At 62.5% G+C, this 15449-nt stretch carries 14 protein-coding genes; 8 read left to right on the top strand and 6 right to left on the bottom strand.

Going from position 1 to position 15449, the window contains the following annotated elements:
* Window positions 1–42 precede the first annotated feature (42 nt).
* Window positions 43–789, top strand: coding sequence for an SDR family oxidoreductase (locus JN279_RS34395; protein ID WP_096458640.1), 747 nt, complete (start codon window positions 43–45; stop codon window positions 787–789).
* Between the two features lie 118 nt (window positions 790–907).
* Here JN279_RS34395 and JN279_RS34390 read toward each other — a convergent pair whose 3' ends face one another.
* The 3 genes from JN279_RS34390 to JN279_RS34380 form a co-directional block, all read right to left on the bottom strand.
* Window positions 908–1783, bottom strand: coding sequence for an SH3 domain-containing protein (locus JN279_RS34390; protein ID WP_244734286.1), 876 nt, complete (start codon window positions 1781–1783; stop codon window positions 908–910).
* A gap of 357 nt (window positions 1784–2140) precedes the next feature.
* Window positions 2141–3427 carry an NAD(P)/FAD-dependent oxidoreductase gene (locus JN279_RS34385; RefSeq protein WP_202351409.1) on the bottom strand — a complete coding sequence of 429 codons (1287 nt, stop codon included), beginning with the start codon at window positions 3425–3427 and terminating at the stop codon, window positions 2141–2143.
* Between the two features lie 135 nt (window positions 3428–3562).
* Entirely contained in the window at window positions 3563–4999 is a 1437-nt protein-coding gene (locus JN279_RS34380) for a glutamine synthetase family protein (protein WP_202351408.1), read from the bottom strand.
* Between the two features lie 143 nt (window positions 5000–5142).
* Between JN279_RS34380 and JN279_RS34375 the strand changes: the two genes are divergently transcribed.
* Window positions 5143–5856, top strand: coding sequence for an HAD family hydrolase (locus tag JN279_RS34375; protein ID WP_202351407.1), 714 nt, complete (start codon window positions 5143–5145; stop codon window positions 5854–5856).
* 37 nt (window positions 5857–5893) lie between these two features.
* Here the strand turns inward: JN279_RS34375 and JN279_RS34370 are convergent, their stop codons facing one another.
* From JN279_RS34370 to aceA, 3 genes are all read right to left on the bottom strand, one after another.
* The gene (locus tag JN279_RS34370; protein ID WP_202351406.1) at window positions 5894–6337 is read right to left on the bottom strand and encodes a response regulator; all 444 of its coding nucleotides are present in this window, start codon (window positions 6335–6337) and stop codon (window positions 5894–5896) included.
* Window positions 6338–6577: 240 nt separating this feature from the next.
* A complete protein-coding gene (locus JN279_RS34365) occupies window positions 6578–6820 on the bottom strand; it encodes an SMc00767 family acetate metabolism repressor (protein ID WP_006202762.1) in 243 nt (80 codons plus the stop codon).
* A 57-nt stretch (window positions 6821–6877) separates the two neighbouring features.
* The gene (gene aceA, locus JN279_RS34360) at window positions 6878–8167 is read right to left on the bottom strand and encodes an isocitrate lyase (RefSeq protein ID WP_202351405.1); all 1290 of its coding nucleotides are present in this window, start codon (window positions 8165–8167) and stop codon (window positions 6878–6880) included.
* A gap of 236 nt (window positions 8168–8403) precedes the next feature.
* On the opposite strand from aceA, the gene JN279_RS34355 reads away from it, so the two are divergent.
* From JN279_RS34355 to JN279_RS34330, 6 genes are all read left to right on the top strand, one after another.
* The gene (locus JN279_RS34355) at window positions 8404–9852 is read left to right on the top strand and encodes a helix-turn-helix domain-containing protein (RefSeq protein WP_096454179.1); all 1449 of its coding nucleotides are present in this window, start codon (window positions 8404–8406) and stop codon (window positions 9850–9852) included.
* A gap of 136 nt (window positions 9853–9988) precedes the next feature.
* Window positions 9989–10942: a DMT family transporter gene (locus JN279_RS34350; RefSeq protein ID WP_202351404.1), complete on the top strand. Its 954-nt coding sequence runs from the start codon at window positions 9989–9991 to the stop codon at window positions 10940–10942.
* A gap of 326 nt (window positions 10943–11268) precedes the next feature.
* Window positions 11269–12366, top strand: a complete 1098-nt coding sequence (locus JN279_RS34345; RefSeq protein ID WP_096454183.1) for a polyamine ABC transporter substrate-binding protein — start codon at window positions 11269–11271, stop codon at window positions 12364–12366.
* A 73-nt stretch (window positions 12367–12439) separates the two neighbouring features.
* Window positions 12440–13582: an ABC transporter ATP-binding protein gene (locus JN279_RS34340; protein WP_202351403.1), complete on the top strand. Its 1143-nt coding sequence runs from the start codon at window positions 12440–12442 to the stop codon at window positions 13580–13582.
* Between the two features lie 9 nt (window positions 13583–13591).
* Window positions 13592–14560, top strand: a complete 969-nt coding sequence (locus JN279_RS34335) for an ABC transporter permease subunit (RefSeq protein ID WP_096454187.1) — start codon at window positions 13592–13594, stop codon at window positions 14558–14560.
* Window positions 14557–15375: an ABC transporter permease gene (locus JN279_RS34330; protein WP_019860323.1), complete on the top strand. Its 819-nt coding sequence runs from the start codon at window positions 14557–14559 to the stop codon at window positions 15373–15375. Before JN279_RS34335 ends, JN279_RS34330 begins: the two co-directional genes overlap by 4 nt.
* The last annotated feature ends 74 nt before the right edge of the window (window positions 15376–15449 follow it).

Raw genomic sequence — 15449 nt, 5'->3', positions numbered from 1 at the left:
CGCCTTACTGGCTTCGGGAAAACATCGATGAGCGGGCAAGGCATGCGTCTGGAAAACAAGGTCGCCATCATCACCGGCGCGGCATCGGGCTTCGGCGAAGGCATGGCCAAGCGCTTCGCGCAGGAAGGCGCCAGGGTCGTTGTCGCCGATCTCAACGCCAAAGGGGCGGAGCGCGTCGCCGGCGAGATCGGCGAGGCGGCGATCTGGACACAGACCGATGTATCGCTGCGCTCCGAATTCGACGAGATGGTCTATGCCGCAAAAAGCGCCTTCGGCCGCATCGACATCATGGTCAACAATGCCGGCTTCACCCATCGCAATGGCGACATGCTGAAGGTCGACGAGGAGACCTTCGACCTGATCACCGCTGTCAACATGAAGGCGATCTATCACGCGGCCCTTGCCGTGGTGCCGATCATGGACCAGCAAGGTGGTGGCGTCATCCTGACCACGGCCTCCACCGCTGGGCTCAGGCCACGGCCCGGCCTCACCTGGTACAATGCTTCGAAAGGCTGGGCCATCACCGCCACCAAGTCGATGGCGGTGGAACTCGCGCCGAAGAACATCCGCGTCAACTGCCTCTGCCCGGTCGCCGGCGAAACCGGCATGCTGGAGAAATTCATGGGCGCCGACACGCCCGAGATCCGCGAGACATTCCGTGCTTCGATCCCGCTCGGCCGGCTTTCGACGCCGCTCGACATTGCCAATGCCGCACTCTGGCTGGCGTCTGACGAAGCCGCCTTCATCACCGGCGTGGCGCTGGAGGTTGATGGCGGCCGCTGCATCTGAGGGGTATCGTCATTGCAACGCCGGTCGGTTTGCCCGCGCCCGCGACTTCGCTTTGATTTGTTCCGGCAGCATGCGCATCGCTCGGCGAGGCCGGCCTCAGCCGCAAATGCGCGGGCGCTCAGCCGCCAGTCTTGATGTAGCTCTTGTAGATCCAGCCGGTCTTGCCGTTGTAGACGATCTGGCACCATTGCTTGCAGTTCGTCACCTGCACCGATGTCCTTGCCGGCACGGTGGCGATGGCGGCCGCGTTCTTCTTCGGGCCGCTGCGCATGGTCACAGCCCTCAGGATGCGCCCATTACCAGCCGCCGCCACTTTGCGCGGTTTGGCCTTGGCCTTGCTGCCATCATCACTCGCCGCCGGCTGCTGCTCGGGCGTTTGCGGCTGCACTTGCGGGATCGCGGCGGTCTGTGCGCCATCCGGATTGCTGCTTGCCGCCGGTGCCGGCGCGGCAACCTTGGCAAGTTCGGCAGTAGCGTCGGTACCGGTCGCCGATTGCGCGAATGCCGCGGCGGTGGCCGGTTTGTCCGGCGCCGGTTCAGCCTGTTTTGCCATCTGGCTGGGGGCAGCCGCCTGATCGGATGCCGCCGAAGCGGGCTTCGGCTGCGCCTCGGTCCAGCGGGGGTCGTTGGCGGCCAGCGCTTGTATCTTTGCTTTCGCCGCCGCCACGGTCGGTGAGACCTGATTGGACTTGGGCGCTGCCTTTGCCACGGTTGCCGCGGCCACCGTTGTTCCGGCAGGCACGATCTTCGTCGTCTTTACCGGAATGGCCGGAATGCTTTGTTCCTGGCTGGCGGCTGCTTGCCGCTCGCTCGTCGGCAATGCCAGCCACAGCGCCACCGCGGCCACGCCGAGCAGCGCGGCGGTGCCGACCGCTGCAATCACCAGATGCGAGTTCGAACGGACTTCCTGCCAGAAGGACGGCCGCATGTCGTATCCAAACTGCATGGCAAAGCGCCGACGTTCCGGAGCACCGAAACTGAAGGGCTCTCTCACTCTCGCCACCTCCATAAGCGGGCCGATGTTCTTTCGATCGTTGCCGGAAGTCCGGCGTCTGATCGGCATCGGTCCCAAAAATCAACACGGGCAAGCCCGCAGCAATCCCCGAATAGTCGCCCAGAAGCGCGAACCTTTCGCCCCCGATTGTGGCATCAGTACGCCATTATAGCGGATTCTGCGCCTTTGCCGGCATTTCCGCAATGTGCCGCCAGGGCAATGAATATTACAATATTACATCAGATCGTGATGGCGATTGGATCCAGCACAAGGCGCGTCGCGTCGAAACAGGTCCATGCGTCTCACTTCAGGCCCGTATAGTTTCCCCTAACCGGGGGCACTTTTGGCCAATATGCCCTAGATCCGGTCGCGCAGGGCGAACCAGTTGAGCGCCAGGAAAAGCAGCGGCGTGCGGAAACGCCGGCCGCCGGGAAATGGCGGAATCTTCAGGTCTTCGATCAGCTTCAGCCGGTCGCGATTGCCGGCAACGGTCTCGGCATAGAGCTTGCCGAAGAAGTTCGCCAGCATGACGCCATGGCCGGAATAGCCGCCGGCCGAGACTACATTGGGCATCACCTCGCGCACGAACGGTTTCCTCGGCACCGTGATGCCGACATAGCCGCCCCAGCCATGGGTGATCTCGATATCCTTCAATGCCGGATAGAGCTCGACGATCTGACGGCGGATATGGATGTGGATGTCCTTGGGGTCGTTGACGCCATAGACCTCGCGTCCGCCGAACAGCAGCCGGCCATCCCGCGATTTGCGGAAATAGCGCACCACGAAGCGGGAATCATCGACCGACTCGCCGCCGGGCAGCACTTTCGAGTCCGCCCCCAAGGGCACGGTGGCTCCGATGAAGGAGCCGATCGGCATGATGTGCGCGGCACTCACCGGTTCGAGCATGCCGCCATAGGCGTTGACCGCGATCAGGCATTTCTGCGCCGTCACGGTACCTCTCGGCGTCGAAACCCTGACCTTGCCGCCAGTGGAGACGATGCCGGTCGATGGCGTGCCTTCGAACAGCTGCGCGCCGGCCTGTGCTGCCACCCGCGCCGTGCCGATCACCAGCTTCATCGGGTGGATGTGGCCGGTGCCGGTGTCGCGCGTGCCGCCGAAATAGGCGGTCGAGCCCAGCCGCTCCGCCGTCTCCTTCGCATCCATGAAGGAGATATGCGGATAGGAGAAACGGCTCGCCATAATCTCGGCATGCGCCTTGCAATCGTCGACATAGCGCGGCTTGTGCGCCACCGAGAGCTGGCCCGGCATGTAGTCGATATCGATCTGGTTGGCGGCCGCGAATTCCAGAAGATGCGTCTTCGCCTCCTCGGCGAGATCGAACAGCGCCCTGGCGCGGGACAGACCGTACTCCGCCTCCAGATCCTCGGCCCACGCGCGCTGCCCGGTGCCGAGCTGGCCGCCATTGCGCCCCGAAGCGCCATCACCGAAGCGATAGGCTTCGATCAAAACGACATTGGTTCCCGCCTTGGCCAGATGTGTCGCGGCCGACAAACCGGTAAAGCCGCCGCCAATGATGACGACGTCACAGGTCCGGTCGACGTCGAGCGCCGGGTATTCGGGTCTAGGTCCCGCCGTGTCTTCATACCACGAGCGGCCGGGAGAAATCGGAGATTGATAGGGCATGGGAACGCCAGCGAATCCAATGAATGGTGAATAGTGTGGATGGTGAACGGCCGCGAGAAAGCGCGTCTGCGTTCATCCATCCAGTATGAAACTACTCACCATTCACTGTTCACCATTCACGTGCCGAGTCGGCACTCACACGTTGAGCAGAAGATACTCCCGCTCCCATGGGCTGATCACTTCCATGAACGTCTCGAATTCCGCCCGCTTGATCGCCGCGTAGGTGGCGGCGAAGGACTTGCCCAGCAGCGCGCAAAGCTCCTCGTCGCCCTCGAACAGGTCGACGGCTTCAAGCAGGCTGCGCGGCAGGTCGATCTCGTGTGCATTGGCGGTCGTCAGCACGGGAGGTTCGGCCTTGATCTTCCTGGTGATGCCGATCAGCCCGCAGGCAAGCGAAGCCGCCAGCGCCAGGTAGGGATTGGCATCGGAGGACGGGATACGGTTTTCGACACGCCGCGCCGCAGGATCCGAACGCGGCACGCGGAAGGCCGTGGTGCGGTTGTCATAGCCCCATTTGTTGTTGACCGGAGCCGAGGCCGCCTGCGTCAGCCGGCGGTAGGAATTGACATAGGGCGCGAACATCACCAGCGCGTTCGGCACGTGCTTTTGCATGCCGCCGATGAAATGGAAGAACTCTTCGGTTTCCGAGCCGTCCTCGGCCGAAAAGATGTTCTTGCCGGTCTTCTTGTCGATGATCGATTGGTGGATATGCATGGCCGAGCCCGGCTGGCCCTGGATCGGCTTGGCCATGAAAGTCGCGTAGATCTCATGCTTGAGCGCGGCTTCGCGAATGGTGCGCTTGAACATGAACACCTGGTCGGCAAGTTCGATCGGATCGCCGTGGCGCAGATTGATCTCGAGCTGGCCGGCGCCCTCCTCATGGATGAGCGTGTCGATCTCCAGGCCCTGGCTTTCGGAGAAATGGTAGATGTCGTCGATCAGCTCGTCGAACTCGTTGACGCCGGCGATCGAATAGCCGGCGCCGCCGCCGATCGCGCGCCCCGAGCGGCCGACGGGCGGGGTCAGCGGATAGTCCGGGTCCGGATTCTTGCGCACCAGGTAGAACTCGATCTCAGGCGCCACCACCGGCTTCAGCCCGAGCTTGTCATAGGCGGCAAGCACGCGCTTCAACACGTTGCGCGGCGTGAACTCGACCGAGCGGCCGTCCTGGTGGACGAGGTCGCAGATGACGGCGGCCGTCGGGTCTTCTTCCCAGGGCACCACCGTCAGCGTCGACAGGTCCGGCATCAGCTTCAGGTCGCCGTCGTCTTCCGGATAGTGGAAACCGTTGCCGTCCTCGGGATAGCCGCCGGAAATCGTCGTCATGAAGACGGCCGAAGGCAGTGCCAGCGAGGTGTTCGAGGTGAATTTCTTCGACGGCATCATCTTGCCGCGCGCGACCCCAGCCTGATCAGGCGTGATGCATTCGATGTCCTCGATGCCGCGCCATTCCAGCCAGTCGCTGACTTCCTTCCAGTTCTTCACGCCACGCAGGTTTTTCACGAAGGCAGGCGTGCGCGCCCGTCCTCCGCGGCTCGACGGACGGACTTCCTTTTTTGCAGGCGGCATCATTCACCAGATTGGGTTGCGGATTTCGGAGTATAGCCGTGCCCCCCTGTGGAAGGGAAGGGGAGCCGCCGCCGGCATTCCTCGTTCCGGTTGAAAATCGTGTCGGTCGGCTTAGGTTCAAGCGGCTCCCAATCCGGAAGGCATCGATGCGAAACAATGAACTGACGACCATCGGCTTCGACGCCGACGACACGCTTTGGCAGAACGAACAGTTCTTCCGCATGACGGAGAAGCGCTTCGCCGCCATGCTTGCCGACCATGGCGAGGAGAAACAGATTTCGGCGCGGCTGCTCGAAGCCGAACGGCGCAACCTTGCCGTCTATGGCTTCGGCATCAAGGGGTTTACGCTGTCGATGATCGAAACGGCGATCGAGGTGACCGACGGGCGTGTGCCGGCTTCGGTCATAGCGCAGATTCTCGACGCCGGCCGCGAGATGCTGAGCCACCCGATCGAGGTCTTGCCGCATGTGCGTGAAACGGTGGAGACGCTCGCCGGCGCATACCGCCTCGTGCTGATCACCAAGGGCGACCTCTTCGATCAGGAGCGGAAGCTGGCTGGCTCCGGCCTCGGCGACCTGTTCGATGCGGTCGAGATCGTCAGCGACAAGAATGCCGCGACCTATTCCCGGCTCTTCAGCCGCCACGGCGACGGTCCGGCAAAGAGCATGATGGTCGGCAATTCGCTGAAGTCGGACGTGGTGCCGGCCATCGAGGCCGGCGGCTGGGGTGTCCATGTGCCGCACGAACTGACCTGGGTGCTCGAGCACGTCGAGGCGCCGCTCGCCGAGCCGCGGTTCCGCCAGATATCCGACCTCGGGCAATTGCCCACATTGGTTGAAAGTATAAAGAACCCAGCTTGATCGCAGTGTTCAGTTTTCTATTCCGATGGAAAACCCGTTAGCGGCTGATCAGGCGATCGATCACCGGTTGCAGCCGTTCGGGCGTGATCGGCTTGGCGACGACGGCGTCGATGACGCTCGACAGGCCCAGGCTCTCCGGCGTGCCGGTCTTGGTTGAAAGCAGGATGACGGGCGGAAGCGATTTGCCCGAAGCCCGCCGCAGCGTTTCGATGCCGGACATCAGATTGTCGCAGTCCTTGTTGTCGGCGCCGCCGTCCAGCACAATCACGCCCAGCACCAGGCTTCGCAAGGTCTTCGCCGCCATATCGGGCGATTCCGAGATTGGCCTGAGCCCGGATCGCTCTACGATTTTCGACACCACCACGCGATTGATCGGCGATTTCCCGACAACAAGCGCTTGCGAGGGATTGCGGATCGTCTCGGCGCTTGAATCCTGGCTCACCAGATTCGGATGTTTTGCGGTCTCGCCCTCGCTACTCACTGGGCACTCAAGTCGGCCAAGAAGCTCGCCCCTATTTCAATGCAGAGTTGAATCTGGCCGACAATTGGCGTGAGATGGCACCCCATGTCAAGTTGAAATAAAACGCTTCGAAAACACCTCCTCCGACAGTGGAGTCAAGCAACAGTACTGTACTGCCCTGTCCATGGATCGACCGCATAAAAATAAAATTCACCTGCGCATATGCTGCGCAGGTGAAGGGTCGGTTGCAACGATTTCCGGTCAGCCATGGCTCTGCTGGGTGACAATCACCGGGATCAGCAGATCGCCCCAATTGCCGTCGCCGCCATGGTGTCTCGCTGAGCGCACCAGCTCCACCGAGACGCCGGCCTCGACCGCCTTCATCACCGACTGGTTCAGTCTGTGCAGGTCGTTGGCGAGCATGCGGATCGTCGCCTGCTGGTCGACGCTCATCGTGGTCGATTGTTCTTCCGCACGTTCCTTGACGCGGCTTATCGATGCCATTGGTCTTCTCCTGTGTCTGAAGCCCTTTTGGGCGTTTCCTCGGTGTTTTCCGATCCGCTATTCGGCGGCCGGCTTGAACTGTGCGTGTTCGGTCGATTCATGCATGGCGGTGGTCGACGACTTGCCGCCGGTGATTGCCATCGACACGGCGTCGAAATAGCCGGTGCCGACCTCGCGCTGGTGCTTGGTCGCGGTGTAGCCATTGGCTTCCGCGGCGAACTCGGCTTCCTGCAACTCGGAATAGGCTGCCATCTGCCGTGCCTTGTAGCCACGCGCCAGTTCGAACATGCCGTAATTGAGCTGGTGGAAGCCGGCGAGCGTGATGAACTGGAACTTGTAACCCATGGCGCCGAGTTCCCTCTGGAACTTGGCGATCGTCGCGTCGTCGAGATTCTTCTTCCAGTTGAACGAGGGCGAGCAATTGTAGGCGAGCAGCTTGCCCGGATGATGCCTGCGCACACCCTCGGCGAACTTCTTGGCCTGCGTCAGGTCGGGCTTCGAGGTCTCGCACCAGATCAGGTCGGCGTGGGGCGCATAGGCGATGGCCCGCGCGATGCAAGGCTCGATGCCGTTCCTGACCTGGTAGAAGCCTTCCACTGTGCGCCCGGCATCGTAGTCGACGAAGGGCTGGTCGCGCTCGTCGATGTCGGATGTCAGAAGCTTCGCGGCTTCGGCGTCGGTGCGTGCCACGACGAGCGTCGGCGTGCCCATCACGTCCGCCGCCAGCCGCGCGGCGTTGAGGTTGCGGATATGCGCCGCGGTCGGGATCAGCACCTTGCCGCCGAGATGGCCGCACTTCTTTTCCGACGCCAGCTGGTCCTCGTAATGGACGCCGGCCGCACCCGCCTCGATGAACGCCTTCATGATCTCGAAGGCGTTGAGCGGCCCGCCGAAGCCGGCTTCGGCGTCGGCGACAACAGGCGCGAACCAGGTCTCGACCGAAAGCCCGTTGCCCTCGGAGGTCTCGATCTGGTCGGCACGCTGCAGCGTCCGATTGATGCGCTTGACCAGCTCAGGCGCGGCATTGGCCGGATAGAGCGACTGGTCGGGATACATCGCCGAAGCGGTGTTGGCGTCGGCCGCGACCTGCCAGCCCGACAGGTAAATCGCCTTCAGTCCGGCGCGCACCTGCTGCATCGCCTGGTTGCCCGACATGGCGCCGAGCGCGTTGACGAAATCCTCCTCGTGGATGAGCTTCCACAGCCGGTTAGCGCCCATTTCGGCGAGGCTCTGGCGGATCTGCACCGAGCCGCGCAGCCGCTTCACATCCTCCGGCGAATAGGGACGTTCAATGCCGTCGAAGCGACCTTCCGGCGCCGAGGGAACGAGATTGTAAAAATCAGTCATGAGTCACTCCGAAGGATTGCTGCTCTTGTCCTCACGCCTGTCTTTCGGCGCATTGGGGTGTGACTGAATTTACATTGCGGCGCAAAATCAGCCAGAAAAATCAGAAGATATGGCAGAAAATAAGGGAAAACCTGTGTTGCGTTTGACAGGTAGCTGCTGTAAATTTGTCATGATTGTAAATATCAGCGGCAATGGATTGACGCGAATGCCATGTAAATTCCTGTCAAGGGCAGTCGATGGCTGAGCAGAAGATTTTCGCCGGGCCGCGCATCCGCCGCATCCGCAACGCCAAGGGCCTGACCCAGACGGCGATGGCCGAGGGGCTCGGCATCTCGCCGTCCTATCTCAACCTGATCGAGCGCAACCAGCGCCCGCTGACGGTGCAGCTGATCCTCAAGCTGGCCTCCGTCTACAAGGTCGACCCGCATGAGCTGCAGGGCGAGGCGAGGGGGTCGGTCGCGGCGTTGAAAGAGGTCTTCACCGATCCGTTGCTGGTCGGCGAATTGCCGGGAGACCAGGAACTGATCGAACTTGCGGAGGCGGCGCCCAATGCGTCGGCCGCGGTGATAAAACTGTTCCGCGCCTATCGCGAGCAGGCCGAGCGGCTGTCAGACCTCAACGAGCTCCTGGCGCGCGAGGGGCGCGCCACCGCGCTGTCCGGCGCCCGCCTGCCGATCGACGAGGTGCACGAGACCTTCGAGCGGGGGCCGAACCATTTTACGGCACTTGAGGAGGAGGCCGAGGCGTTCACCGCGGTGCTCGATCCCGGCGACGATTTGTTCGGTGCGCTGAAGGCCTGGCTGAAGCGCGAATACGGCATCGTCGTCAAGGTACTTCCGGTCGCCACCATGCCGAACTGGCGCCGCCGCTACGACCGGCATTCGCAGCGCCTGTTCCTGTCAGAGCGGCTCTCGCCATTCGACCAGCTGCGCGAAGTGGCGATGGAGGCCTGCCTGATCCGCATGACGGTTGCGGTCGCCGGTCAGATCCAGGCGCTCAAGCTGACCACGGACGAAGCCCGTCGTCTCGCCCGCTTCGAACTCGGCCGCTATGCCGCGCATGCGTTGATGATGCCCTACCAGGCCTTTCACGCGGCCGCCGTCCGCGCACGCTACGATATCGATGTCCTGCGTTCGCGCTTCGGCGTTTCCTTCGAGCAAGCGGCGAACCGGCTGACCATGCTGCAGCGGCAGGGCGCGACGGGCGTGCCCTTCTTCATGCTGGAGGTCGACAATGCCGGAAACCGCTTCCGCAGGGCCGGCAGCCAGGGCTTTCCGCACAGCCGCTTCGGTGGCGGCTGTCCCAAGCTGCCTGTGCATGCCGCCTTCTCCCAGCCCGGCCAAGTTTTCGTCGAGGCGGTGGAAATGCCCGACGGCGCCGAGTTCCTGTGCATCGCCCGCACGCTGGAGGGGCCGCAGGGCGCCTTCTCGGAGCGTCCGCGCCGTACCGCGCTGCTGCTCGGTTGCGACATCGGCTTCCGCGACGACATCGTCTATGGCGCGGCTCTGCCCGGCGCTGCAGTCGGCGGTAAGGCTGGACCGGGCGCTCTGACGGCGACGCCGGTCGGACCCGCTTGCCGGCTTTGCGAACGCGTCGGCTGCCTGGCGCGCGCCGAACCGCCGGTAACGCGCCCGCTCGGCCTCGACGAGATGGTGACGGGCCTGAGCGCCTTCGATTTCCAGTAACGCGGCAGCAAAGGTGCCACAATCATCACTGGTGTCTGGATCACCCGCTCTCCAAGTCTTTGCGTTACGCGAACAAAGCAGTTTTTTGTCGTCCCTTGCGCATCGTCCCGTCCACAAAAGCTCGACAGTCGCGCCCATGACAGACGCAGCATCATCACCAGGTCTTGTGGCATCGACTTCCTCGCCGCGCGAGGAACGTGTCGGCATGCTTCTGGTCTTCCTGTCGGCGCTGATGTGGAGTTTCGGCGGCACCATCGCCCGCTTCATCACCGTCGGTGACAGCTGGACGGTCATTTTCTGGCGCTCCGTCTGGGCCGCCGCCTTCCTGCTCTCCTTCATGGCCTGGCGTGACGGCTGGCGCGGCATGCTGAGATCGTTTCGCGACATGGGCCTGCCTGGCCTTGCCGTCGGGCTTTGCTTCACCATCGCATCGACCGCCTTCGTCGTGGCGCTCGCCTACACCACCGTCGCCAACATCCTTTTGATGCAGGCCGGCGTGCCGCTTCTAGCGGCACTGCTTGCCTGGGCGCTGTTTCGCGAGCGGGTTGGTGCCGTGACCTGGGTGGCGATCGCCGCCGTCATTGCTGGCGTCGCCATCATGGTGTCGGAATCGCTCGATGGCGCCGTCTCACCCATAGGCGACGGGCTGGCGCTGCTGATCGCCTTGATGTTCTCGATCGCCACCGTCATCACAAGGCGGTTCGCCAGCGTGCGGATGACGCCGGCGACCTGTCTCGGCACGATCCTGGCTGCGGGCTTTGCCGCCTCGCAGGCGTCGACTTTCACCGTCTCGGCCAGCGACATGGGCTTTCTCTTTGCCTTCGGCGTGGTCAATCTCGGCATCGGTCTCGCCTTCTTCGCCACCGGCGCGCGGCTGATCCCGGCGGCCCTCGCGGCACTGCTCGGCACTTTCGAGCCGATCCTTGGGCCGATATGGGTATGGCTCATCCATTCCGAGGTGCCGTCCGGGCGCACCATCATCGGCGGCGCGGTGGTGGTCACGGCGCTCCTCGTCCATATCGGGCTCGAGTTCAAGCGCCAGGCGCGGCCGCGGCGGCCAGGGGTCACCGGGGTGCCGTCGCCGAATTGATGCAAGCCGCTGAAGCTTTGCCATTGACAACGTTGCTGCCGCCCGGGCAGGCTGGGAGCACGGCAACAACAAGACAGGCGTATCTTGCCAAGTCTCCCCGGCGGCCCGATCGAGACCGCTTCATATTTCTGTATTTCTGTCCGCGTGGCGGCGAGAGCTTCTGACGGCGCCGTGATTCCCTCCAGCCCGGGACAATTGCGCGGCCGCGACCGTCGCTCCAATCGGCGCTTGTTGTCCCCTGGAAAGCTCAATAGTCTGAAACAAATGCCCGGCCGCGCGCCTGTCGCGACGAGCCGGCGATGGAACACTCACCAAAGGAGAATAGCATGATCCGCAAAGCGCTCTGGCTTTCGGCGACCTCGGTATTTCTGACATTGTTCACACCTGCCGGGCATGCCGAGGACCGCGTCGTCAACGTCTTCAACTGGTCCGATTACATCGACCCGACGATCATCGACGACTTCACCAAGAAGACCGGCATCAAGGTCGTCTACGACACATTCGATTCCAACGAGATCCTTGAAACCAAGCTGCTCGCCGGCGGCAGCGGCTATGACGTCGTCGTGCCGAGCGGCAATTTCCTTGCCCGCCAGATCCAGGCCGGCGTGTTCCAGAAGCTCGACAAGTCGAAACTGCCGAACCTCTCCAACATGTGGGACACGGTTTCGCAAAGGACCGCCAAATACGACCCGGGCAATGAGTATTCGATCAACTACATGTGGGGCACGGTCGGCATCGGCTACAACATCAAGAAGGTGCAGGCCGCGCTCGGCACCGACAAGATCGACAGCTGGGACGTGTTCTTCAATCCCGAAAGCCTCGCCAAGCTGAAGGATTGCGGTGTCTACGTGCTGGATTCGCCAGCCGACATCATTCCGGCGGCGTTGAAATATATCGGCCTCGACCCGAACAGCACCTCGCCCGACGACATCGCCAAGGCCGAGGAAGCTCTGATGAAGGTCCGCCCCTTTATCCGGAAATTCCACTCGTCCGAGTACATCAATGCGCTCGCCAATGGCGACATCTGCTTGGCGGTCGGCTGGTCGGGTGACGTCTTCCAGGCGCGCAACCGCGCCCAGGACGCCAAGCAAGGCGTGGAGATCGGCTATTCCGTACCGAAGGAAGGCGCCCAGATGTGGTTCGACCAGATGGCGATCCCGGCCGATGCGCCGCATGTCGCCGAAGCGCATGAATTCCTCAACTACATGATGACGCCGGAAGTGATCGCCAAATCATCGAACGCCGTGCTCTATGCCAACGGCAACAAGGCTTCGCAGCAGTTCGTCGACAAGGCACTGCTCAGCGACCCGGCCGTCTATCCGGACGACGCGACCCTGCAGAAGCTCTACACGGTCTCTCCTTACGATCCCAAGACCCAGCGCGTCATCACGCGCACCTGGACCAAGATCGTTACCGGCCAATAAGCATTTGGAGCGACCCCGACAGACAACTGCCGGGGTCGCGTTTTTGGGGAATCAATAAGCACGGAGTGGGGATATGAAATCGCTTGGCAGCATCCGCAGGGATTTCGCGCCATGGAACGACCCGAACGCCAAGCCATACATCCAGTTCGACAAAGTCACCAAGAAGTTCGGTGACTTCACCGCCGTCAACAATCTGTCGCTGACCATCTTCGAGCGCGAATTCTTCGCCCTGCTTGGCGCCTCGGGTTGTGGAAAGTCGACGTTGCTCAGGATGCTTGCCGGCTTCGAGGAACCGACGGCCGGCCGCATCCTGCTCGATGGCCAGGATTTGCGCGGCATTCCGCCCTATCGCCGGCCGGTCAACATGATGTTCCAGTCCTATGCCCTGTTCCCGCATATGACGGTGGAGAACAACATTGCCTTCGGCCTCAAGCAGGAAGGCATGCCCAAGCCCGATATCGAAAAGCGCGTCGCCGAGATGCTGAAGTTGGTCAAGCTCGAGCAGTTCGCCAAGCGCAAGCCGCACCAGCTTTCCGGTGGCCAGCGCCAGCGCGTCGCGCTTGCCCGCTCGGTCGCCAAGCGGCCGAAGGTGCTGCTGCTCGATGAGCCGCTGGGCGCCCTCGACAAGAAGCTGCGCGAAGAAACCCAATTCGAACTGATGGATTTGCAGCAGGAACTCGGTCTCACCTTTGTGGTCGTCACCCATGACCAAGAAGAAGCGATGACCATGGCCGATCGCATCGCCATCATGGACAAGGGCGAGGTCATGCAGGTTGCGACGCCGGCGGAAGTCTATGAAGCCCCGGCCTCGCGCTTCGTCGCCCATTTCGTCGGCAATGTGAACATGTTCGAGGGCAAGGTCGCCGAGCGGTCGGCCAACACCACCCGCATCACTGGCGCGACAGGTGCCCAGATCGTCGTCGAGAATGGCGGCGCGGCCGCCGCGGCCAATGCCGATATCGTCTTCGCCATCAGACCGGAGAAGATCAAGGTCTCGTCGAAGAAGCCCGCCGATGCCGTCAACGCGCTGGAAGGCGAGGTCTATGACGTTGCCTATCTCGGCGACATGACCGTCTACCACATCAGGCTCGACGACGGGCAGATCATCAGGGCAAGCGCCCTGAACGCGGCGCGCGTGACCGAGGATCCGCTGACCTGGAACGACCGCGCCTGGGTGTCCTTCCGACCCGACGCCGGCGTCGTGCTGGCACGGTAGGGGGCTGATATGTCCAACATCGCCGTCACCGATGCCGCCGCGCCATCGACTGCCGCCAAGCCGTTACTGACCCGCCTGGGTGCCGGCTTCGTCAACCGGCTCGTCATCATCGTCCCCTATCTCTGGCTGCTGTTCTTCTTCCTCATTCCCTTCGTCATCGTCTTCAAGATTTCACTGTCGCAGACGGCGATCGCCATGCCGCCCTACACGCCGGTGCTCGATTTCAGCGACGGCGTCTCCGGCTTCTTCGCCGGCTTCCGCGACCTCAACTTCGACAATTATGTCTGGCTGACGCAGGACGCGCTCTATTTCAAGGCCTATGTGACGAGCGTCATCATTGCCGCGATCTCGACCGTCCTGACGCTGATCGTCGGCTACCCCATCGCCTATGGCATGTCACGTGCGCCGGCCACCATCCGCCCGACCTTGCTGATGCTGGTCATCCTGCCGTTCTGGACCTCGTTCCTGATCCGCGTCTATGCCTGGATCGGCATCCTCAAGCCCGAGGGCCTGCTCAACCAGTTGCTCTTGTCGCTGCACATCATCAACCAGCCTCTGGTCATCCTCAACACCTATACGGCGATCTTCATCGGCATCGTCTATTCCTATCTGCCGTTCATGGTGCTGCCGCTCTATTCGTCTCTGGAAAAGATGGATTATTCGCTGATCGAAGCGGCCAAGGATCTCGGCTGCCCGCCGACATCAGCCTTCTGGAAGATCACTTTCCCGCTGTCGCTGCCGGGCGTCATTGCCGGCTGCCTTCTGGTGTTCATCCCGGCCGTCGGCGAGTTCGTCATCCCCGATCTGCTCGGCGGCTCGTCCACGCTGATGATCGGCAAGACGCTGTGGAACGAGTTCTTCGCCAACCGCGACTGGCCAGTGTCGTCGGCCGTCGCCGTCATCCTGCTGCTGTTGCTCACCGTGCCGATCATGCTTTTCCAGCAGGCACAGGCGCGTGCCCAGGAGCAGGGCAAATGAACGCCACCTGGAGCCGCTTCAACGTCACCTCGATCGTGCTTGGCTTTGCCTTCCTGTACCTGCCGATCGTGCTGCTCATCGTCTTCTCGTTCAACGAATCCAAGCTTGTCACCGTCTGGGGCGGCTTCTCGACCAAATGGTATGTGTCGCTGTTCCACAATCAGGGCCTGATGGATGCGACCTGGGTCACGGCGCGTGTTGGCGTCATTTCGGCGACGGTGGCGACCGTGCTCGGCACGCTGGCGGCACTCACCCTGACGCGCTACACGCGGTTCCGGGGCAGGGTGCTGTTTTCCGGCATGGTCTTCGCACCGCTGGTCATGCCGGAAGTCATCACCGGCCTGTCGCTGCTGTTGCTCTTCGTTGCCGTCGGTCTCGACCGCGGCTTCTTCACGGTGACGCTCGCCCACATCACGCTGACAATGTGCTTCGTGGCGGTCGTCGTGCAATCGCGCCTGGTTTCCTTCGACCGGTCGCTGGAGGAGGCGGCGATGGATCTCGGCGCAACGCCGGCCAAGACCTTCTTTCAGATCACGCTGCCGGTCATCCTGCCGGCGATCGTCTCCGGCTGGATGCTGGCCTTTACACTATCGCTCGATGATCTGGTCATCGCCAGCTTCACCTCGGGGCCGGGCGCCACGACGCTGCCGATGAAAATCTACAGCCAGGTCCGTCTCGGCGTGACGCCGGAGATCAACGCCGCCTGTACCATCCTGATCGCCGTCGTCGCGGTCGGCGTCATCATCGCTTCGATCGCCAACAAGCGGCGTGAGGTGCAGCGCCAACTCGACGAACAAGCGGCGCAGCGCGGGTGAGCATGATCCCGAAAAGTGGAAGCGGGTTTTCGGGCAAGATCATGCTCAACTAAACGGAGGCATGATCCCGAAAG

This window comes from Mesorhizobium sp. 113-1-2, assembly GCF_016756475.1.
Classification (GTDB): Bacteria; Pseudomonadota; Alphaproteobacteria; order Rhizobiales; family Rhizobiaceae; genus Mesorhizobium; species Mesorhizobium loti_C.
The sequence above is the reverse complement of the archived record's forward strand: the minus strand, read 5'-3'. Positions and strand labels throughout refer to the sequence as shown.